This is a genomic window from Acinetobacter sp. AOR34_HL (assembly GCF_027854795.1).
Classification (GTDB): Bacteria; Pseudomonadota; Gammaproteobacteria; order Pseudomonadales; family Moraxellaceae; genus Acinetobacter; species Acinetobacter junii.
Genome location: NZ_JAKTID010000034.1, coordinates 1 through 19120, shown reverse-complemented (window position 1 = coordinate 19120; position 19120 = coordinate 1). Strand labels below are relative to the sequence as shown.

Here is a 19120-nt window from a genome sequence, read left to right as displayed (position 1 = left end):
TGAAAGTGCTCTTTTTTTAATAATCTTGAAAACTTAGTTAAAAGTTTTGAAACGTGCAGCGTCATCCATAAATGGTTTATCGCCTGCTGGCGCTTCAATTGAACCAAATACTAACTGAGCACGTAATTTCCAATTTGCAGGAATATCATAAGTCTCAGCAACTTCCGCATCTACAATCGGATTATAGTGCTGTAATGATGCACCGATACCAATTTCAGAAAGCGCCGTCCAAGTTGCAAACTGAGCAATCGCACTTGAATGTTCAGACCATACTGGGAAATTATCAGCATATAAAGCAAACTGTTCTTGTAAACCTTTTACAACATCTTGATCTTCATAAAATAATGCAGTCCCGAAACCTGCTGAGAAGCTATCAATTTTTTGATTTGTGCCTTCAAATGCTTCAGCTGGTACGATTTTACGTAAAGTCTCACGAACGATGTTCCAGAAATTTGTATGTGATTCACCATAAAGCGTCACAACTCGAGATGTTTGTGAGTTAAATGCTGAAGGGCTTTGTTTTACTGCTTCGCAAATCGTTTCTTCAATTTTCGCTTGATCTACTGTCACGTTTTTGCCAATTGCATAAATCGTACGACGAGCTTTGATGCTGTTTAAAAAGTTACTCATGTTGTTATTCCTCTTTTACCCTTTGGGTGTTATCTTGGATTGAATGTAGTGTATAACGGCTTATTTTTTATTAGTAGACCAAAAAATATAACAGATCGTTTTATTTTTGAAACGACCATAAATGGTTGCCTATTTTTAGATTACAATAAAACTGTAGATTTACCTTAATTTCCTTTCATTGCTTTGAATATAAAAAAGAGGCTCTAAGAACCTCTTTTTAAAAGAATAAGCTAAATAATTAAAAATTATTTCTCAGTCTCGAACAAAGCAGCAACAAATGATTTAGCTGAGAAAGGACGCAAATCGTCAATTTTTTCCCCAATACCGATATAACGAATCGGCACATGAGTACGACTTGCGATATTGAATAAGACACCACCTTTAGCAGTACCATCTAACTTAGTAATTGTAATACCAGTCAAGCCAACAGCCTCATCAAAAAGCTGTACTTGATTGATCGCATTCTGCCCTGTACCAGCATCCACAATAAGCATAATTTCATGTGGTGCAGTCGCATCTATCTTTTGCATTACGCGCTTAACTTTTTTTAACTCTTCCATTAAGTTAGATTTGTTTTGCAAACGCCCTGCCGTGTCGGCAATGAGAACATCGATGCCTTTTGCACGGGCACTTTCGAATGCATCAAAAATCACAGAAGCACTGTCTGCACCATGACCCTGTGCAACAACTGGGATATCGTTACGCTCGCCCCAGATCTGCAGTTGTTCAGTCGCTGCGGCACGGAAAGTATCACCAGCGGCAAGCATGACCTTCTTTCCTTCAGCCTGTAAACGTTTTGCAAGCTTACCAATGGTTGTTGTCTTACCAACACCATTTACACCTACCATTAAAATGACATAAGGAGACTTGTTAGGATCAATATGTAGTGGCTTCACACGAGGAGCCAATAATGCTACCAATTCTTCTTGCAATACTTTATACAAAGCATGCGAATAGATCAAATCTCCACGTGCTGTACGCTCTGTCAGATTTGCGATAATTGTTTTTGTTGCCTCAACACCGATATCTGCAATCAAAAGTTGTTCTTCAACTTCTTCTAATAGCTCATCATCGATTTCTTTACCACCAATCAAAATATTGACCATACCATCGGTAAAACTACGACGAGTTTTGATTAATCCATCCTTCATACGTCCAAAGAAACCTGTTGATTTGGTTTCTTCTTCCTCTTCTGAAGATACTGATTGATGTTGCTCAGTTATTTCGACGTTAGTAGCTGGCGCAGGTGTTGTTTCAACTGTTGTTTTTACAGCTGGCTCAATAATGGGAACATCGACAGCAGGTAAACTCGGTAATGTGACATCATCATCGCCGATATCAGCATCTATCAAGAATTTATTTTGCATATTCGATTGCTGTTGCATGTCAATTCCTTGAGAATAAAGCAGCTTTTTAAAAAGATGGTCAGTCTAGCATAAATAGATTTTATTTTCCCGACTGCTACAAATCCCTCATTTATAAATAAATTACTTTGATTAAAACTCATTCATCATCGAGCGAAAGTGCAGGATATTCTTGGATACGTGTAGATTCAAATTGAAACGCATTTAATAGTTTTAAATATTCGACCCGACGAATTTTTTGAGCTTGTAAAACATTCAAAGCCATAGCCTGCGTTTTGGGATGACTAGCTTGTTCAGCCAATTGCATAACCTTCAGATATTGATCCTGATTCACTGGTCGTAGTAGAGCATTAAATGCAAGAATAAAAATGGCTATTAGAATAAATATCACTAAATAGACATTAAACTGATCTAATTTATGCCCTAATTTTAGCTCTAAGATTTTATGTTTTAAATGTTTAGACAGCATGACTAACCTCAATATTAGAAGTAGTGTATGTGCCTACGTAACTCAGTACAAGACTCACGTTCAATAAGCCGCCAAAATATCGTTTATTGAACGTGATGGTTATAGGTCAACTCACTAATGTACGTACAAAGGCGAAGTAAAGGATAAATGCAATAATCACTAAACTAACAAATACAGCAAACATTCCCACACCACTTTCTGCATCTGCTGGATGTAAATCATCATCATCTGCTATACGGCGCAGCTCTCCGTTATAAATTTCATAAAAACGATCTTTTTGCTCTGGGCTAAGCGTACTCGCAAAATCATAAACCCTTTTACGCTGAGCTAAACAATAATCACCCAAATGAATTTCTTGATGGAAAATAGCCTCATCAAGTAATTTTCGATGATGATGTGCCAATTCAATAATTTGATTTTCAGATGGTGGAACATCAAAGGTTAAACCATCGATTACGTTTGACATGTTATTCTCCTTTTCTATTATTTTCACTTTGATTTTACTTAAAATTATTTGCTAGAAATGTTTAATCGTGTAAGCTTTTATTTATAGAAAGACACTCGATATATTTGACAATTCCATTATTTTTGTCATAATAATTTAACAATTCAAAGTTAAATTAGCTTATATTCAAAGTAAAGTGTCTTTGGATAGAATTTGCGGTAATCATAATTAAAATAAGGAGTTATATATGATTCAACATTTCACACAACACGAACTAGAGCATGTGTATGCAAATGCGGTTAATACCATTCAATCGCAAAAAAACTTTCAAGATGCAGTGAAAGAACTTGAAGAAGTAGCAAAAGCAGGACATGGTAAAGCAGCATTGTTTCTAGCAGAATTGTATTATCAAGGTTTCCGAGTAGAGCGTGATTCACTTAAAGCTCAATACTGGCAAAAGATGGCAACCTTACAAGCATAAAAAGACGTCACCTAGGTGGCGTTTTTTTATGCCTGCAACAAAGATAAAAAGTTATCTTTATCTGAGTTAAAAAATGTAATTTCTTTAGCATCTAAAATTTAATTAGAGCTTACATTTTTCAATAAATGTGATGCAGATTACGCTTTATTGAAATAATTAGAATATTTGCTTACGATTTTGATGAATTGATTAAACATAAATGCAAAGTATATTTCTTATAATAAAACATGAGTTTATAACTATATAAGTTTAAGAATATGTATCGGTTTAACCATTTTCAACCTGTTTCTCGTGAGTTGATGATTAAAATTTCAATCCTAAAAACAATGATGTATTGTGGTGTACTTTGGGGTCTTTATCATCAAGGTTGGGCAATCAAATCTGATCAAGATGGTCACGTATTCCCTTTTTGGCTAAATGGCGTCCAAGCACACCGTTATGCAAAATCACATTGGAAACATTACCAACCACGTAAAATCACACCTAAAGACTTTCACGAATCGTTGCTGCCTACTTTGACCCGATTACAAGTTGAACCTGCTTTATTTAATTCTTCGCACAGAAAATTCAAACTTTCTACTCAACAAATGCAGCACTTTTTCTTTATGCCAAAAGACACTGTAATGCCAGCAGTATAAAGCGTCTAATCAATGACGACTTTTTAAGCACTTACATTAAAAAGTCGTCATCGAAGATAAATTAGGGCTTTGCATTTAAAAAAAATACCGTTAAGTTAAATGAAAATGACAATACAACACAGGTGGATAAATAATGACAATCGTTGCTCAAGTCATCAAGAATAAAGCTGTACAATCTATTTTTACGATTTCACCAAATGCGACTGTACTTGAAGCAATTAAAATCATGGCAGATAAAGGTGTTGGTGCTTTAGTCGTTGCAGAAGATGAAAAAGTGGTTGGAATTTTCTCTGAGCGTGACTATACACGTAAAATCGCCTTGATGGAGCGCTCTTCAAATAATACGCTTGTTTCTGACATTATGACTTCAAAAGTGATTTCTGTAAGCTTAAACAATACAGTTGAAGAATGCTTAAACTTAATGACAGATCGTCATTTACGCCATTTACCTGTCCTAGAGAATGAAAAATTAGTTGGTTTTATTTCAATTGGTGATTTAGTCAAAGCTGCTATGGAAGATCAGCGCGTTTTAATTGAACAGTTACAACAGTATATTTCTGGCTAATTGATTAATATAAAAAAAGGGCAATTTAATTGCCCTTTTTTTATTTACAAAAATCAATCTTTCAAGAAATTCTGAATGGCTGGTACAAGACGCTTAAGAAGATCGTCTGCTTGTTCTTGTGTCATGTTTAATGGAGGAAGTAAACGAACCACTGAACCTGCGGTTACGTTAACAATTAATTTGTATTCATCGCGAGCGATTGCAACAATTTCAGCACAATCTTTAGGTAATTGAATACCAATCATCATACCAAAACCACGAACTTGAACATTCAAATCATTTAAATGCACTTTGAGCTGTTCAACTATGTATGCACCCACTTTAGCCGCATTTTCTACTGCATTTTCATTTTGAAGTGTGTCAATCACTGTGTAAACAACACGTGAACCTAAAACAGTTCCACCATAAGTAGAACCATGACTACCAGCACCCAATAGTCCAACTGCTTTACCTTGAGTCATAACCGCACCAACAGGAAAACCATTTCCTAAACCTTTTGCAGTTGTCATCACATCAGGAACTATATTGGTGTGTTGGTATGCAAAATATTTACCTGTACGACCATTACCAGTTTGGATTTCATCAAGCATCATCAACCAATTGTGCTGATTACAAAGTGCGCGAACTTCTTCTAAATAGCTGAAGCCTTGTGGAGCGGTATTGACACCACCTTCACCTTGAATTGGCTCAATCAAGATAGCAACAATGTCTGGATGATTGATCGCAGCTTCTTGGATTGCCTCAACATCACCAAATGGAACTCGAATAAACCCTTCAACTAATGGCGCAAAACCTTCCTGAACTTTTTTATTCCCTGTTGCAGACAAGGTTGCCAAAGTACGACCATGAAAAGATTGTTCAGCAACGATAATTTTAGGATTACTCACACCTTGCTGCGCACCAAATTTACGAGCAATTTTAATTGCACCTTCATTTGACTCAGCACCGCTATTTGAAAAAAAGATTTCTTCCATTCCTGAAACTTCAGCAAGTTTCTGCGCAGCAGCTGTCTGCCAAGGAATTTCAAATAAGTTACTGGTGTGTACTAATGTTGCAGCTTGCTCTGCAATTGCTTCTGCAATCACAGGATGAGCATGACCTAAACCACATACAGCAATACCTGTCAAAGCATCTAAATATTCAGTACCATCTGCTGTGTACAGATACGCCCCTCGTCCTCGAACAAAACTGATCGCTTGGCGACCATAAGTAGCCATAAGATGTGAAGGTTGATCAGGTTGCACAGGAGCAAGAGTGATATTAGTCATAACAAACTCAATCTATCGTTAGTTGTGTTGAAAAAGGTTATATAAGCAAAAACCTGTGTAGATTGAAAGCTTAAACTCACATTTATACAAGAAAAATCTTTAGCAATAGCCCGCAGCTAATTTTTCGGTATATAATTTGGGAAGATTAGTTGAGGATCTATCTATGACGGAACAAGCGCGTGATACAGTAGCGTTAATTCGTGATCAAATTGCGAAACACCCTGTTTTACTTTACATGAAAGGCACTCCACAATTCCCGCAATGTGGTTTTTCAGCTCGTGCAGTTGAAGCACTTAGTCAAATTGGTCGTCCATTTGCCTATGTAAATATCTTAGAAAACCAAGATATTCGTGCAACATTACCTCAAATTGCAAACTGGCCTACTTTCCCACAGTTATGGGTAAATGGTGAGCTTATTGGTGGTAGCGATATCATGCTTGAGATGTTCCAAAATGGTGAATTAAAACCATTAGTTGAGCAATATAGCCCAGCACCTGAAGCATAAGTTTAAAAAGCCAATCTCTTGATTGGCTTTTTTATTACTTACAACTTAAACCGATATAACGAAACATCCCTTCGACGCCCAAATCTGATTTTAAAATAATTACATCTTCATATGTTGACTTTGAAATACTAGAAAAGATATTCATATTGGCATCTTCATGAATTTCATCAACAGATTGTGACAAAGTTTCTTCAAAACGATCTGCTATATATTCAAATCCCAAGTCCATAGCGATAAATAACGTATGATCACATGGTTGGATATATTGCTCTTGTTCCCAATCTAGTACAGCTTGTTGACAATATGGGCAGACAATATTTTGAGTTGAATCGGCAATATTAATAAGTTGATAAGACATGATGATAAAGCTTAAGAAATTAAAAACAGTTTAAAAGAATATCCTAATCAAAGCTATTCTCAGCTCAGGAGTATTTAGCACATGGTCTCTATAGAACAAGCTATCGCTTTTGCCGCTACAAAGCATATGGGACAAGTCGATAAGGCGAATGCCCCTTATATATTACATCCTTTACGCGTCATGATGAACGTCTCAACGATTCAGCAAAAAATTGTAGCCGTGTTACATGATGTTCTCGAAGATACTAATACTACTGTAGATGAACTATATGAATTAGGATGTGATAACGATATTGTTGAAGCAATTCTAGCATTGACTAAACTAAAGGGTGAATCTCGAACTGAGGCTGCAAAACGCACCCTTCAAAACCCTATAGCACGTGTTGTGAAAATTGCAGATATCAATGACAATATGGACTTATCGAGGATTCATTCACCTACAGATAAAGATTTTGAACGAATTAAAGAATATCAACTGGTTCGCGATATTTTGACACAAAGTATTTAATCAATCGGTTTATACTAACCTAGAACTTATAAAAGCTGGAGTTTATGGCAGAATGCTAACGGATTTAGATGATTTTTACTGCTTTGCACTGGTTGTAGAATATGGTGGTTTTAGCGCAGCCGAACGTGCAACTGAAATCCCAAAATCTAAGCTTAGCCGTAGGGTCTATAATTTAGAAGAACAATTAGGCGTTCGCCTCATTCAACGTAGTTCACGACATTTTGCTGTCACTGATATCGGTATGGATGTCTATAGACACGCACAAGTCATGATGAATGCCGCGCAAGCAGCACATGATGTGGTTAATCACTTAAGTAGCGAACCTCGTGGCGTGATCAAAGTGAGCGTTCCTGTCGACATCGCCCAAAACCAAATGGCCAAAATACTACCCGCTTTTTTGAAGAAATATCCCGAAGTACGCGTGCAAATGATGGTCAGTAACCGTCGTGTTGATGTTATTAATGAAGGTATTGATCTAGCTTTAAGGGTTCGTTCTAAATTAGATGATGACCCCAATCTCGTATTGAGAGAGTTTGAAGCAATAGAACAACGTCTTTTTGCCAGTCAAGCATATCTTAATGAATTTGGACACCTAAATACACCTGAAGAACTGAGCAAACACCGTATTATTAGTATGTCAGAAGATCATCTCGATCAACAATTCTTATTAAGTGGCCCAAATAATCAACAACAAAAAATTAAAGTTAACCCAGTGATTATGGCTTCCAATCTTTTAATGTTGGCACAACTTGCAAGCCAAAATTGCGGTATCGCTTTATTACCAGATAGTATTGCTCAAGATTTTGTAAAATCAGGACAATTAGTAAAAGTATTACCAGAGTGGACTGCACCTCATGGTATTTTTCACGCTGTATATCCATCGAGAAGAGGTTTGCTACCTGCCGTACGTGTATTTATTGATTATCTGGTTGAACAACTAACGATGTGCTCTACAAGAAAAAGGCCTGATTTTTAATCAAGCCTTGATGATTCGAAACCCTTTAAATTGAAGGATAATGTCCAGTTCCATTTGGCCATGGCGTCAATAACTCAAAACCATCATCAGTCACAGCAACCATGTGTTCCCATTGCGCTGACCAAGATTTATCCTGAGTAACAACCGTCCAACCATCACTCAACTCTTTAACAAATGGTTTCCCAGCATTAACCATGGGTTCAATCGTAAATACCATGCCTTTCTTCAGCACCATACCCTGACCTTTTTGCCCGTAGTGCAAAATGTTTGGCTGTTCATGATATACGCGCCCAATTCCATGACCACAATACTCTCGGACAATACTATAGCCTTCACGCTGTGCTACAGATTGAATTGCATGACCAATATCACCTAAAGTCGCACCGGGTCTTACAGTATGAATACCAGCAAGCATCGCTTCGTAGGTTGTTTCTACTAATTTTTTTGCTTCAGGAGTAGGTTCACCCACAAAGTACATTCTACTGGTATCACCAAAGTAACCATCTTTGATGACAGCTACATCAATATTTAAAATATCACCTTCTTTTAAAATCTTCTTTGCAGAAGGAATTGCATGACAAACCTCTTCATTGACGGAGATACACGTAGTCTTTGTAAAACCATGGTAGCCAACATTGGCAGGTATCACTTGCAGCGTATTTACAATGTAATCATTACAGATATCATCTAGGTATTCTGTACTTACGCCAGGCTTAATAAACTCGCCTATCATTTCTAAAACTTGTGCCGCTAAACGTCCTGAGATTCTTAACTTCTCAATATCTTGTTCCGTTTTGATGGTCACAGTAGAAGCTCTCATTCGAGATATTCCTTATTAAAAAATAATAAAATCAAAAAATAATGCATAGGCGTTGCATTCATCATTTCTATAGTTTTACGCCTTAGCTTTCAAATGTTCAATCCTTTTATGGACAAACACCAATTAATTGTACATTTAATTTAGATTTTTATCATAATATCATCATGTTTAATCCATTTTTTCACTTTTAAAATCATTTCAAACAATTATGTTTACCAATCCTAATTATATGATTTACAAGCTTTCTTTTTAGTCAAAAATCAATCAATTTTCACATAAAATTAGTTTCAAAAGAGAACATTTTTGGTCTAGAATTCGCACTTTTATTTTAAACCTCCCATTTTATGAATCATCTTCGTACAGGAGATATTATTGCCTTAGGTTTTATGACCTTCGCACTGTTTATTGGTGCAGGTAATATTATTTTCCCACCTATTGTCGCACAACAAGCAGGTGAACATGTTTGGCTTGCTGCTTTTGGTTTTTTAATCACTGCAGTTGGTTTACCAGTGCTTACCATTATGGCTTTATCGCGAATGCAAGGCTCAATCGAGATTATTAGTTCTCCTTTAGGTCGATTTGCTAGCCTTTTATTAACAATTGTTTGTTATCTCTCTGTTGGTCCATTATTCGCTACTCCACGGACTGCGACAGTTTCATATGAAATTGGTTTTGCTCCTTATTTTGGAACTTCGAGTAGTAGTTTATTTATATATAGTGTGATTTATTTTGCTCTAGTGACTGCTGTATCACTCTACCCAAATAAGCTGTTAGACACTGTAGGGCATGTTCTTGCGCCTTTAAAAATTATTGCACTTGCAATTTTAGGTATTGCAGCAATTGTTATTCCGACTGGTTATATCTCACCGCCGATCAACAACTATGTGAGTAGTCCAGTATCTGAAGGCTTTATTAATGGTTATCTCACCATGGACACGCTTGGTGCATTGGTCTTTGGTATCGTAATTATTCAAGCAATACAATCACGTGGTGTGACAGACTCAAAACTGATAACTAAATATGCAATAATTGCAAGTTTAATTGCAGGTGTTGGACTTACACTCGTATATATCAGCCTATTCAAACTTGGTTTGGGTAGTCATGAAGTTGCTGCAAATGCTGACAATGGTGCTATTATTTTGCATGCATATGTTCAACACGCATTTGGCGACTTAGGTTCTATCTTCCTGACTGGATTAATTTTTTTAGCATGTATGGTGACTGCTATTGGGCTAACCTGTGCTTGTGCTGAATACTTTACTGAATTGACTGGTCTACCATATAAATTTCTTGTTTTTATCTTGATCGGTTTTTCATTGGTCATTTCGAATCTAGGCTTGACTAAACTTATTGCATTTTCAGTACCAGTGCTTAGTGCTATCTACCCACCAGCTATCGTGGTCATTATGTTGAGTTTTTTCTGGAAATTCTGGAATAAACCATCATTGGTTGTTGGATCAGTTACTACGGTTGCTTTCATTTTCGGAATTATCGAAGCGGTAAAAGCTGCGGGATTCAACGAATATTTACCAGTTTTCATTCAACATCTACCTTTGAATGAACAAAATTTAGCATGGCTACTTCCATCTCTTATCGTACTGGTGGTAACTACTGCTATTGATCGAATGCGTAAAGAAAAAATTTAAAATGATTTGTCGTTAAAATGATGTTTTACCCAGACATGATTTTAGCTATACAGAAAATGTTCTTTTATCCAACGTTCATTTTTTGTTTACGACAAATCTTTTTAACTGTTAAATTAATGATTTATGGTTTTATTATTTTCTATTTCTAAATGTAAAAAAACCAACAATATCATAATTAAAAATAGCAACAATCACCAAATAAAATAATATTTTCATATATAAATCAATACATTCTAAAATTTATTTTCAAAATAGTCTTTTTACCTATTGAAATCCCTAAAAATAAGCAGTAAAACTCTAAATTCAATTCTGACAAAAACGATTAGGTTTCTGTCATCACGACTCAAGGAGGGATGGAGATGTTATCATTACATTTCAACAAGCAAGTCTTCATTAACACTCTGAAGGCAAACGATTCGATCGTATATGCAATCACAACACTCGCACTTATGGCTACGTTGTTATTACAAGGCACAATTAAAGGTAATTTGAAACCTGAATATTTCGCCTATGCACTGATCGTTTCACTAGCCTTTTGTACGTGGGGTATTGTGGACCGAAAGTTTCGACAGATGAGTGCTGAGCGTCAAAAAAATTAATTTACTAAAATGGATGAGTCATCATCCATTTTTTATTGGAAATAAATTATTGTTCCGTAAAGCAATATAGCTGTTGCACCCAGCTCAACCACTATCAAACTAAACATTATAAAACTCATACACCAACTTGGTAGTGTCCAATGTCCCAATTGATGAGGTTGTTTAAATTGGTTGGTTGTGTCTTTTAAAAAACCATGGATTATGTAAGTTAGGATCGACATCGAGAAAAAGAACAGATTCGCAACAACGCAAAATAATTTTGTAGTTTCACTTAACATACTGAAATAACTTAAACATGCCAAAATTAAACTGGCACTCGCATATAACAAACTACTACGATGCGCAATATCTACATAATAATGAGCTCTTGATTGTTGAGATCTTCGAATTTGATAATATTTCCAAACGCCTGTTAACATTCCTACCCAAAGAAAAATTCCACTAAAAATTATTGCTAATTCCATTGCTTGGTTAAATTCCACAACTATATCCATTTGATTTGTTTAATTAATAATCTTGATTCTACCTTTATTTGACTTTTTAGTCATTTTTTATATAAGTTTCTTTTTGGAACTTGTGTAAAGTAATTAGAGATAGTATTGAGTTCTCCGTTATGAATACCTATAAATCTTTTTGGATCAGCTGTAAAGATGGTTATCAACTTTCAGCTCGATACTACGCTTCTGAAAATAATACAAAACAGTTTCCAATTCTGGTTTGTTCAGCAACTGGCATTACTCAGAACTTTTACAATTCATTTGCACAATGGCTGAATCAACAAGGTTATCAAGTTCTCACCTTTGATTTCAGAGGAATTGGTGAGTCATTACATGGCAAATTAAAAGATTCTACAGCAAGTATTGATGATTGGGGTTTATTGGATATACCAGCTGCAATTGACTTACTAATCAACAAAACCCACGCACAACAGGTGATTATTATTGGTCATAGTGCTGGCGGGCAGTTGCTTGGTATCAACCCTTCTTATGAAAAAGTTGCCAAGGTATTAGCTATTGCGGGTTCTACAGGTCACATCAAAGGTCTAAAGGGAAAAACTAAGTTATTAGCTCCTGTTATGTTCAACATTATTTTCCCTGTTTCAAGTTTATTTAAAGGATACGGTGCGACACAATTCATCGGCATGGGTGAAAACCTACCGAAAAATGTTGCAAGACAATGGGCTGAGTTTTGTAGTAAACCTGGTTATGTAATGAATACGATTGGTAAAACTATTTTTAATGACTATCATCAGCAGATTAAGTGTCCTATCGTTTCGTTTTGGGCTACAGACGATGAAATCGCCACAGAAGCGAATGTCAAAGATTTATTACGACTGTATCCAAACGCTGAAACCAAACTAGTTCAACTTGATCCAAAGAAACATGGTTTTAATGAGATCGGGCATATGTCGATGTTTAAAAAGAGCCATAAACAACTATGGTCAATCATTGAAAAAGAAATCAACTTCTAATAAATAAGTACCCTCTTCACTTTACGCATTTAAATATGTAATCCTGTTTAGATGCGTCTTTTTAATAACATCAAATTCCACCTTTCATCATTCCAAAATTAATTAATCAAACTAAATTGACCGCCAAATTTATTAAATTTTCTACATCTGTATATTTTATTGATCAAAAAACAGCATAAAAATGTGATAAAGAATGTATTAATTCATCTTTTTAGATTATTTATTCTAGTTATTTTTTAACCATATGTTTAACCCAATTATCTGTATTTGATAGTATTTATTATATAAATATATTGATTTCTATATTTTATGACATTTGAGACATAAGTTTTTGCCTTTAAAGTCACGTCAAATATTGTATTTATTTTCTACAATAGCAATGTTCTTGAGATAGACTGATTTATAGAAAAACTGTCTATCTGAAAGAGTGTGTAGAATAGATAAAACCATCATAAATAACATTTTTATATGTTTTTTCGATGATTTTTTATTCAAAATAAAGATAGCTGTAGAGCTTCTTTAAGGAAGATTTGTTATAAATGAAATGGTGGAAAATTCAATCAATCTTGGATTTTTCAGCAAGTCGTGAAGACACTTCATGGAATTCAAGAGTTGGTTAACCAATTCACAGTAACAAGCATAGGAAATAAGTAAATGCCTAAAAAATATGCGCGTTTTTTACCTACAGCCGAATCATTTAACTTAGAAGACTTTCCATATTACTGGATTTCTCAAGTAAATGCTCAGTACGTTCAAAACATCGACAACGTACTTAAAAAGTATGGTTTAGACAATTCTCGCCGTCGTATTTTACTTGCATTGAATGTAAAACCTCATGCCAGCGTATCAGAACTATCAGATATGGTCATTTCAAAGATGTCTACGACCACTAAAATCGTTTATCGCCTGAAAGATGAAGGCTATATCGAAACTTACTCTTGCAAAGAAGATGGTCGTATTACGCGAGTTTTTCTGACAGACAAAGGTAAAGAAATGATTGTTAAAATTAATGACCTGACTTCAGTCATTTTAGAACAATCTTTCGATGGTTTAACTCCATTGCAAATAGAAAAAACAATGGAAATCTTAAAACATATGTTTAAGAATTTATCACGTTGATTTAATCAAATTTAAAAAAAGCTTCCTATAAAGGAAGCTTTTTTATTTTCGAATCTAAAATAAATCAAACATATTGAGCTGGGGTGTGATTTTCTCAATTTTAGGTTTTGGTACATGTAAACATTCAAATTCATCTACAGGAAAACCATTCATAAAATTAATTAATTGATACGGCTGTTTTAATGTTAACCACTCTTCTAATTGTTCATGAGGAATAATAACAACTGATCTTTTGACATCACCAGGTTCATGGAAATCCTTCATCATCGGATGATCTATAGCATCCATGGTTAACATCGCAGCTGAACGAATTATTTTGTCATTTAATTTTCTAATCTCATAAAGTGCAGCAATATAAAATGCCCGCCCATCTTTACGCTTTACAGCCCAGCGTTGTGGCTTGTTATCTATATATTTGCTTTCATAAAACTCAGTTACAGGGATTACGCCAAACTTACATTTGTAGGCAGATTCTTGAAAACTTGGTTTCTGAAAAATAGTTTCGTGACGTGCATTATAAGTATGTTTTGAAATATTAATATCTTCTGCCCATTTGGGTACTAAACCAAACAGAACCTCCCTCCACACCAAACCTTGTTCAGATTTAAACAATAATGGAGTTTTATAACTTGGATAAACCTCTTCTTCATAGGCAAAAGATACAAGCGGCAATTCAAGTTGCTTTACTCGTTCCAGTGTGATGGGTTTAAAGTTAGCACACATAAAAATGATCTTCAAAATAATAAAAGCCTCCGAAGAGGCTTTTATTTTAGATGAAATTAATCACCTGTATAACCTTTAAGTTTTAAACGTGCAGCATGTAACAATGGCTCTGTATAACCAGATGGTTGCTCAGCGCCTTTGAAAATTAAATCAGAAGCAGCTTGGAAAGCGATGCCATCAAAGTTTGGTGCCATTGGCGTATAAAGTGGATCATTCGCATTTTGTTGATCTACAATTACAGCCATACGTTTCAATACCTCTTCAACTTGTTCACGCGTTACGATACTGTGACGTAACCAGTTTGCAACATGTTGAGAAGAAATACGTAATGTTGCACGGTCTTCCATCAAACCAACGTTGTTGATATCTGGAACTTTAGAACATCCAACACCTAAATCAACCCAACGAACAACATAACCCAAGATACCTTGACAGTTATTTTCAAGTTCGTTGTTTAGTTCTTCTGCTGTCCAGTTAGTTTCTGTAGCAAAAGGAGGTGTTAACAAATCATCTAAAGTCAACATATCTTGAGATGCTAATTCATCTTGACGAGCTTTTACATTGATTTGGTGATAATGCATTGCGTGAAGTACCGCACCTGTTGGTGATGGAACCCATGCACATGATGCACCCGCATTTGGATGTGCAATCTTAGTCGCCAACATATCTTTCATGCTGTCAGGTTTTGGCCACATACCTTTACCGATCTGTGCTTTACCTTGTAAACCGCACTCTAAACCAATCGCAACGTTTCGATTTTCGTAAGCAGCAATCCATTTTTGAGTTTTAACAGCTTCTTTACGAACAACTGGTGCAGCTTCCATAGAAGTATGGATTTCATCACCAGTACGATCCATGAAACCTGTGTTAATGAAAATTGTACGGTCTTTTGCAGCTGCGATACAGTTTTTCAAGTTTACAGATGTACGACGCTCTTCATCCATAATACCGATTTTAAGTGTTTTAGCAGGCAAACCAAGAGCTTGTTCAGCGCGTTCAAACAACTCAACCGCAAATGCAACTTCTTCTGGACCATGCATTTTTGGTTTAACGATATACATCGAACCTTTACGAGAGTTATGGTTTTCGTTTTCACCACGGATATCTACAATACTTAGTAACGGAGTTACTAAAGCATCCATAATACCTTCGAAAATTTCTTCACCTTCAACAAGGATGGCTGGGTTTGTCATCAAGTGACCAACGTTACGAAGAAGCATCAATGAACGACCATGTAAAGTTGTCGTTCCACCGATCAAGTTTTTAACAGTACGATCTTTATTAAGAGCACGAGTAACTGTTTTACCGTTCTTCTCGATTGATTCTTGTAAATCACCCTTCATTAAGCCTAACCAGTTACGGTAGCCTTCTACTTTTTCTTCAGCATCTACAGCTGCTACAGAATCTTCCAAATCTTGAATAGTTGTAATTGCTGCTTCAAGTGTTAAATCTTTAACGCCTGCTGCATCAGTTTTACCAATTGGGCTATTCGCATCGATATCGATAATTACATGCAAGCCATTGTTTAATAAAACAACCTCTGTAGGGTTTTCTGCTTCACCATTAAAGCCAACGAATTGTGACTCATGAGCTAAAGAAGTAGTAGAACCATCTTTCAACGTAACAACTAAACGGTTATGTTCGATTGCGTATTTAGTCGCATCAGCATGTGAACCTTGTGCCAATGGGAAAGTTTGATTTAAGAAATCTTTAGCAAAAGCAATAACTTTGTCGCCACGAACAGGGTTATAACCCTTGCCTTTTTCAGCGCCGTTTTCTTCAGAAATTACATCAGTACCATAAAGTGCATCGTATAATGAACCCCAACGTGCATTTGCAGCATTTAAGCAATAACGTGCATTACGTACAGGTACAACAAGCTGTGGACCAGCTAATAATGCGATTTCTTCATCAACATTTTCAGTTGTAACTTTGAAGTCTTCAACTTCAGGAACAAGATAACCAATTTCAGTTAAGAATGCCTTATAAGCATTTAACTCAAATTTATTATTGCGGTGCCATTCATCAATTTTAGCTTGTAGCTCTTCACGCTTCGCTAATAATGCTTTGTTCTTAGGGCTAAGATCGACAACGACTTGCTCGAAATTTTTCCAGTAAGTTTCACTATCTAAACCAGAACCTGGTAAAGCTTCATTTTCGATGAAATCGTAAAGTTCTTTAGCAATCGCTAGCTTGCCTTTTTGAATACGTACAGTCATTGTCTTTCCTGATGGTGCTAACTTTTTATAACAAGAATCCTAGTATACTGATTTATACTAGCCTGAATAGTAATATCACATTCCTAAATAGTAAGCATTTTCTCAATTAGAAGTATTGACAACTACGAGATTTAGTAAATCAAAACTTTAAATTAAAATTTTACTTATTCTATGAGGATGTAATGATCTCACAGTCTTAAAAACACATTTAGTTATAACAAAAATCAACCAAGAATAAAGCTTTCTCAGTATCAAAATATAAAAAAAAGCATTCCGAAGAATGCCTTTATAAGTTATGAAGTTTTAGCCATATCAATTTGGCGATGTTCAGAGTGCAGATATGCATCTGATTGCATTTCTAACAATCTGGAACGTGTACGTTCAATTTCAAATGCTAATTTAGATCCTTCATATAACTCAATAATCGAATCTTCTGAAGTAATCAATAATTTAACGCCTCTGTCATAGAATTCATCGACCAAATAAATAAAGCGACGAGTTCCTTCCGAAAGGAAATCTGTTAAATGTGGAACATTACTAACTAACACAGTGTTGTAGATATTTGCGATTTCAATAAAATCAGCGGGGCTTCTCGGTTTAAAACATAATTCTGAGAATTCACACCATAAAACATCTTCTGTATGCCCGAGTGTTTCAACTACACGATTATTAATCATAATCGGTGAGTTTGACTTCACTTGAGTCTGAGTTAATGCATTGAAACGCTCTAACATCCATACTTGAGCATCAGCACTCAATGGATATTTAAACAATTGAGCTTGCTTCAATACACGTAGTCTGTAATCAATTCCTGCATCAACATTTAATACTGTGCAATTTTTTTGTACACATTCAATCGTTGGCATGAAACGGTCACGATGGATACCATTTTTATATAAGCCTTCGGGTGCAATGTTTGAAGTTGCAACCAGTGTGATACCACGTTCAAATAGTTTTTGAAACAAATCACTCAGGATCATGGCATCCGTAACATTCGATACAAAAAACTCATCAAAACAAATTACAACAGCATCTTTATAAATCTGATCTGCAACCATATCCAAAGGATTGCGCTGACCAGAAAGTTTATTTAACTCTTTATGCACGTGCTGCATAAAGTGATGAAAATGCAGACGTATCTTGCGGCGGAAAGGCACAGATTCATAGAATTGATCCATCAACCATGTCTTACCACGACCAACACCTCCCCACATATAAACACCTTTTGGGTATGTTTGTCTGCGGAAACGTCGAAATGCTTTTTTTGAAGCTTTATAGCGAGTGAGTAACTCTTTCCATACTCGATCTAACTCTTGCACTGCCTGCGCTTGAGCTTCATCAGGCATAAATTGCCCTGACTCAAGAGCTTGAGCATAGCGCTCAGCAGGCGATGTTGGTGTATATGCAGTGCTATGTGAGTCTGGTTTAGAATTTAACATAAGGCGTTATTGCAATTTTAATTGGTGAAAATTATATCGAACATTGAGTTCAAAGACATTAGATTTTAGGCTTAATTATCATAGAGTTTAAACATCATAATGTACCATTTTTAAGCATTTAGTTTTTTCGATGATATTGTCGAGGACTTCGTCCAAACCAACGTTTAAATGCATGGTTAAAGGCTGCTGGCTCTGAATACCCCAACATTTCTGCAACCTGCTCGATCGAATAGGCACTATTTTCGATAAATTTAATGGCTTTTTGTTTAATTAATCGCTCTCTAATTTCTTTATAACTGGTTTGTAGCTGTTGCAGTTGATGCCTTAATGTTCGTTCAGGAATATTGAGTGCGCATGCTGTTTCTGACATCGTGGGAATTACCCCATTTTGCATTTCAAGATACCCTTCTACGTACTCTACGATTGTTAAAATACCATCAGAGCTTTTTTCGAATTTCTCGATATCTTGTAAGCACTTTTCCTCATAAATTCGATAAGTTAATACATCTGCTGTGGACTGCTCCCAGTATCCTAGACATGAGACCGCCTCATTTTGAAGCTGTCTCAAATGCTTCTGGGCTCATCCCATCGAGATGCGAATGACGCCTGATTCGATTGTAAAACATCTCGATATAATCAAACACATCCGCACGGGCCATTTCTCGTGTTTTATAGATCCTCTTTTTAATTCTTTCCTTCTTTAAACTACTAAAAAAGGATTCAGCAACAGCATTGTCCCAACAGTTTCCACGACGACTCATACTCGGAACTAAATTATGCTTTTGACAGAATTTCTGCCAGTCTCCGCTACTGTATTGTGAGCCTTGGTCTGAGTGTATGATCACAGGTTCATTGGGTCTGCGTCGCCATACCGCCAT

General features: G+C 35.9%; 22 protein-coding genes and 1 pseudogene. 10 read left to right on the top strand and 13 right to left on the bottom strand.

Annotation, left to right across the window (positions count from 1 at the left end; translation table 11 throughout):
• Window positions 1–33: 33 nt before the first annotated feature.
• The 4 genes from MKL32_RS05220 to MKL32_RS05205 all read right to left on the bottom strand — a co-directional run bounded on the left by MKL32_RS05220 (window position 34) and on the right by MKL32_RS05205 (window position 2929).
• Window positions 34–630: a nitroreductase family protein gene (locus MKL32_RS05220; RefSeq protein ID WP_005402562.1), complete on the bottom strand. Its 597-nt coding sequence runs from the start codon at window positions 628–630 to the stop codon at window positions 34–36.
• A gap of 245 nt (window positions 631–875) precedes the next feature.
• Window positions 876–2015, bottom strand: coding sequence for a signal recognition particle-docking protein FtsY (gene ftsY, locus MKL32_RS05215; protein WP_005402561.1), 1140 nt, complete (start codon window positions 2013–2015; stop codon window positions 876–878).
• A gap of 118 nt (window positions 2016–2133) precedes the next feature.
• Complete coding sequence (locus MKL32_RS05210; RefSeq protein WP_004962130.1) at window positions 2134–2463, bottom strand: hypothetical protein; 330 nt, start codon at window positions 2461–2463, stop codon at window positions 2134–2136.
• 106 nt (window positions 2464–2569) lie between these two features.
• Window positions 2570–2929 (bottom strand): hypothetical protein, encoded by a 360-nt coding sequence (locus MKL32_RS05205; protein WP_004954146.1) that lies wholly within the window; start codon window positions 2927–2929, stop codon window positions 2570–2572.
• 226 nt (window positions 2930–3155) lie between these two features.
• Here MKL32_RS05205 and MKL32_RS05200 point away from each other — a divergent pair, with 226 nt between their 5' ends.
• The 3 genes from MKL32_RS05200 (at window position 3156) to MKL32_RS05190 (ending at window position 4592) form a co-directional block, all read left to right on the top strand.
• Window positions 3156–3389, top strand: coding sequence for a hypothetical protein (locus MKL32_RS05200; protein WP_004911406.1), 234 nt, complete (start codon window positions 3156–3158; stop codon window positions 3387–3389).
• Between the two features lie 257 nt (window positions 3390–3646).
• On the top strand, window positions 3647–4027 hold the full coding sequence (locus tag MKL32_RS05195) for a DUF2750 domain-containing protein (protein ID WP_004911409.1): 381 nt from the start codon (window positions 3647–3649) through the stop codon (window positions 4025–4027).
• A 133-nt stretch (window positions 4028–4160) separates the two neighbouring features.
• Window positions 4161–4592, top strand: a complete 432-nt coding sequence (locus MKL32_RS05190) for a CBS domain-containing protein (RefSeq protein WP_004911413.1) — start codon at window positions 4161–4163, stop codon at window positions 4590–4592.
• Window positions 4593–4645: 53 nt separating this feature from the next.
• Here the strand turns inward: MKL32_RS05190 and MKL32_RS05185 are convergent, their stop codons facing one another.
• Window positions 4646–5860: an aspartate aminotransferase family protein gene (locus MKL32_RS05185; protein ID WP_005402559.1), complete on the bottom strand. Its 1215-nt coding sequence runs from the start codon at window positions 5858–5860 to the stop codon at window positions 4646–4648.
• A 163-nt stretch (window positions 5861–6023) separates the two neighbouring features.
• Between MKL32_RS05185 and grxD the strand changes: the two genes are divergently transcribed.
• Window positions 6024–6365 carry a Grx4 family monothiol glutaredoxin gene (gene grxD, locus MKL32_RS05180; protein ID WP_004772459.1) on the top strand — a complete coding sequence of 114 codons (342 nt, stop codon included), beginning with the start codon at window positions 6024–6026 and terminating at the stop codon, window positions 6363–6365.
• A gap of 34 nt (window positions 6366–6399) precedes the next feature.
• On the opposite strand, the gene MKL32_RS05175 is transcribed toward grxD, so the two are convergent.
• Window positions 6400–6723, bottom strand: coding sequence for a hypothetical protein (locus MKL32_RS05175; RefSeq protein WP_004911419.1), 324 nt, complete (start codon window positions 6721–6723; stop codon window positions 6400–6402).
• 81 nt (window positions 6724–6804) lie between these two features.
• On the opposite strand from MKL32_RS05175, the gene MKL32_RS05170 reads away from it, so the two are divergent.
• The gene (locus MKL32_RS05170; protein ID WP_004911422.1) at window positions 6805–7230 is read left to right on the top strand and encodes an HD domain-containing protein; all 426 of its coding nucleotides are present in this window, start codon (window positions 6805–6807) and stop codon (window positions 7228–7230) included.
• A gap of 52 nt (window positions 7231–7282) precedes the next feature.
• Complete coding sequence (locus MKL32_RS05165) at window positions 7283–8206, top strand: LysR family transcriptional regulator (protein ID WP_005402558.1); 924 nt, start codon at window positions 7283–7285, stop codon at window positions 8204–8206.
• A 25-nt stretch (window positions 8207–8231) separates the two neighbouring features.
• Here MKL32_RS05165 and map read toward each other — a convergent pair whose 3' ends face one another.
• Window positions 8232–9026, bottom strand: a complete 795-nt coding sequence (map, locus tag MKL32_RS05160) for a type I methionyl aminopeptidase (RefSeq protein WP_004911430.1) — start codon at window positions 9024–9026, stop codon at window positions 8232–8234.
• 344 nt (window positions 9027–9370) lie between these two features.
• Between map and brnQ the strand changes: the two genes are divergently transcribed.
• Together brnQ and MKL32_RS05150 are read left to right on the top strand one after the other, a co-directional pair.
• Window positions 9371–10672 (top strand): branched-chain amino acid transport system II carrier protein, encoded by a 1302-nt coding sequence (gene brnQ / locus MKL32_RS05155; RefSeq protein WP_005402557.1) that lies wholly within the window; start codon window positions 9371–9373, stop codon window positions 10670–10672.
• Window positions 10673–11031: 359 nt separating this feature from the next.
• On the top strand, window positions 11032–11271 hold the full coding sequence (locus tag MKL32_RS05150; protein ID WP_004911434.1) for a hypothetical protein: 240 nt from the start codon (window positions 11032–11034) through the stop codon (window positions 11269–11271).
• A gap of 32 nt (window positions 11272–11303) precedes the next feature.
• Here MKL32_RS05150 and MKL32_RS05145 read toward each other — a convergent pair whose 3' ends face one another.
• A complete protein-coding gene (locus tag MKL32_RS05145; protein WP_004954119.1) occupies window positions 11304–11765 on the bottom strand; it encodes a hypothetical protein in 462 nt (153 codons plus the stop codon).
• A 119-nt stretch (window positions 11766–11884) separates the two neighbouring features.
• Between MKL32_RS05145 and MKL32_RS05140 the strand changes: the two genes are divergently transcribed.
• Both MKL32_RS05140 and MKL32_RS05135 read left to right on the top strand, forming a co-directional pair.
• Window positions 11885–12742 carry an alpha/beta hydrolase family protein gene (locus tag MKL32_RS05140; RefSeq protein ID WP_005402554.1) on the top strand — a complete coding sequence of 286 codons (858 nt, stop codon included), beginning with the start codon at window positions 11885–11887 and terminating at the stop codon, window positions 12740–12742.
• A 654-nt stretch (window positions 12743–13396) separates the two neighbouring features.
• A complete protein-coding gene (locus MKL32_RS05135; RefSeq protein WP_004911447.1) occupies window positions 13397–13861 on the top strand; it encodes a MarR family winged helix-turn-helix transcriptional regulator in 465 nt (154 codons plus the stop codon).
• Between the two features lie 54 nt (window positions 13862–13915).
• Here MKL32_RS05135 and MKL32_RS05130 read toward each other — a convergent pair whose 3' ends face one another.
• The 5 genes and pseudogenes from MKL32_RS05130 to MKL32_RS05110 form a co-directional block, all read right to left on the bottom strand.
• Complete coding sequence (locus MKL32_RS05130; protein ID WP_212388839.1) at window positions 13916–14584, bottom strand: SOS response-associated peptidase family protein; 669 nt, start codon at window positions 14582–14584, stop codon at window positions 13916–13918.
• 56 nt (window positions 14585–14640) lie between these two features.
• Window positions 14641–16803 (bottom strand): malate synthase G, encoded by a 2163-nt coding sequence (locus MKL32_RS05125; protein WP_125272333.1) that lies wholly within the window; start codon window positions 16801–16803, stop codon window positions 14641–14643.
• 293 nt (window positions 16804–17096) lie between these two features.
• Window positions 17097–18242: a cell division protein ZapE gene (zapE, locus tag MKL32_RS05120; RefSeq protein WP_039047976.1), complete on the bottom strand. Its 1146-nt coding sequence runs from the start codon at window positions 18240–18242 to the stop codon at window positions 17097–17099.
• A 118-nt stretch (window positions 18243–18360) separates the two neighbouring features.
• A pseudogene (locus MKL32_RS05115) lies at window positions 18361–18756 on the bottom strand (helix-turn-helix domain-containing protein); the annotation flags it as partial.
• 34 nt (window positions 18757–18790) lie between these two features.
• Window positions 18791–19120, bottom strand: a 330-nt coding sequence (locus MKL32_RS05110; RefSeq protein ID WP_270900281.1) for an IS3 family transposase, incomplete at its 5' end; no start/stop codon positions are given.

What these genes read in the sequence shown, in the direction of transcription:
- MKL32_RS05170 (WP_004911422.1), top strand. Translation starts at nt 6,805, where the DNA reads ATGGTCTCTATAGAACAAGCTATCGCTTTTGCCGCTACAAAGCATATG.
- ftsY (WP_005402561.1), bottom strand. Translation starts at nt 2,015, where the DNA reads ATGCAACAGCAATCGAATATGCAAAATAAATTCTTGATAGATGCTGAT.
- MKL32_RS05200 (WP_004911406.1), top strand. Translation starts at nt 3,156, where the DNA reads ATGATTCAACATTTCACACAACACGAACTAGAGCATGTGTATGCAAAT.
- brnQ (WP_005402557.1), top strand. Translation starts at nt 9,371, where the DNA reads ATGAATCATCTTCGTACAGGAGATATTATTGCCTTAGGTTTTATGACC.
- map (WP_004911430.1), bottom strand. Translation starts at nt 9,026, where the DNA reads ATGAGAGCTTCTACTGTGACCATCAAAACGGAACAAGATATTGAGAAG.
- MKL32_RS05145 (WP_004954119.1), bottom strand. Translation starts at nt 11,765, where the DNA reads ATGGATATAGTTGTGGAATTTAACCAAGCAATGGAATTAGCAATAATT.
- MKL32_RS05130 (WP_212388839.1), bottom strand. Translation starts at nt 14,584, where the DNA reads ATGTGTGCTAACTTTAAACCCATCACACTGGAACGAGTAAAGCAACTT.
- MKL32_RS05165 (WP_005402558.1), top strand. Translation starts at nt 7,283, where the DNA reads ATGCTAACGGATTTAGATGATTTTTACTGCTTTGCACTGGTTGTAGAA.
- MKL32_RS05210 (WP_004962130.1), bottom strand. Translation starts at nt 2,463, where the DNA reads ATGCTGTCTAAACATTTAAAACATAAAATCTTAGAGCTAAAATTAGGG.
- MKL32_RS05195 (WP_004911409.1), top strand. Translation starts at nt 3,647, where the DNA reads ATGTATCGGTTTAACCATTTTCAACCTGTTTCTCGTGAGTTGATGATT.
- grxD (WP_004772459.1), top strand. Translation starts at nt 6,024, where the DNA reads ATGACGGAACAAGCGCGTGATACAGTAGCGTTAATTCGTGATCAAATT.
- MKL32_RS05150 (WP_004911434.1), top strand. Translation starts at nt 11,032, where the DNA reads ATGTTATCATTACATTTCAACAAGCAAGTCTTCATTAACACTCTGAAG.
- MKL32_RS05125 (WP_125272333.1), bottom strand. Translation starts at nt 16,803, where the DNA reads ATGACTGTACGTATTCAAAAAGGCAAGCTAGCGATTGCTAAAGAACTT.
- MKL32_RS05140 (WP_005402554.1), top strand. Translation starts at nt 11,885, where the DNA reads ATGAATACCTATAAATCTTTTTGGATCAGCTGTAAAGATGGTTATCAA.
- zapE (WP_039047976.1), bottom strand. Translation starts at nt 18,242, where the DNA reads ATGTTAAATTCTAAACCAGACTCACATAGCACTGCATATACACCAACA.
- MKL32_RS05175 (WP_004911419.1), bottom strand. Translation starts at nt 6,723, where the DNA reads ATGTCTTATCAACTTATTAATATTGCCGATTCAACTCAAAATATTGTC.
- MKL32_RS05205 (WP_004954146.1), bottom strand. Translation starts at nt 2,929, where the DNA reads ATGTCAAACGTAATCGATGGTTTAACCTTTGATGTTCCACCATCTGAA.
- MKL32_RS05135 (WP_004911447.1), top strand. Translation starts at nt 13,397, where the DNA reads ATGCCTAAAAAATATGCGCGTTTTTTACCTACAGCCGAATCATTTAAC.
- MKL32_RS05190 (WP_004911413.1), top strand. Translation starts at nt 4,161, where the DNA reads ATGACAATCGTTGCTCAAGTCATCAAGAATAAAGCTGTACAATCTATT.
- MKL32_RS05185 (WP_005402559.1), bottom strand. Translation starts at nt 5,860, where the DNA reads ATGACTAATATCACTCTTGCTCCTGTGCAACCTGATCAACCTTCACAT.
- MKL32_RS05220 (WP_005402562.1), bottom strand. Translation starts at nt 630, where the DNA reads ATGAGTAACTTTTTAAACAGCATCAAAGCTCGTCGTACGATTTATGCA.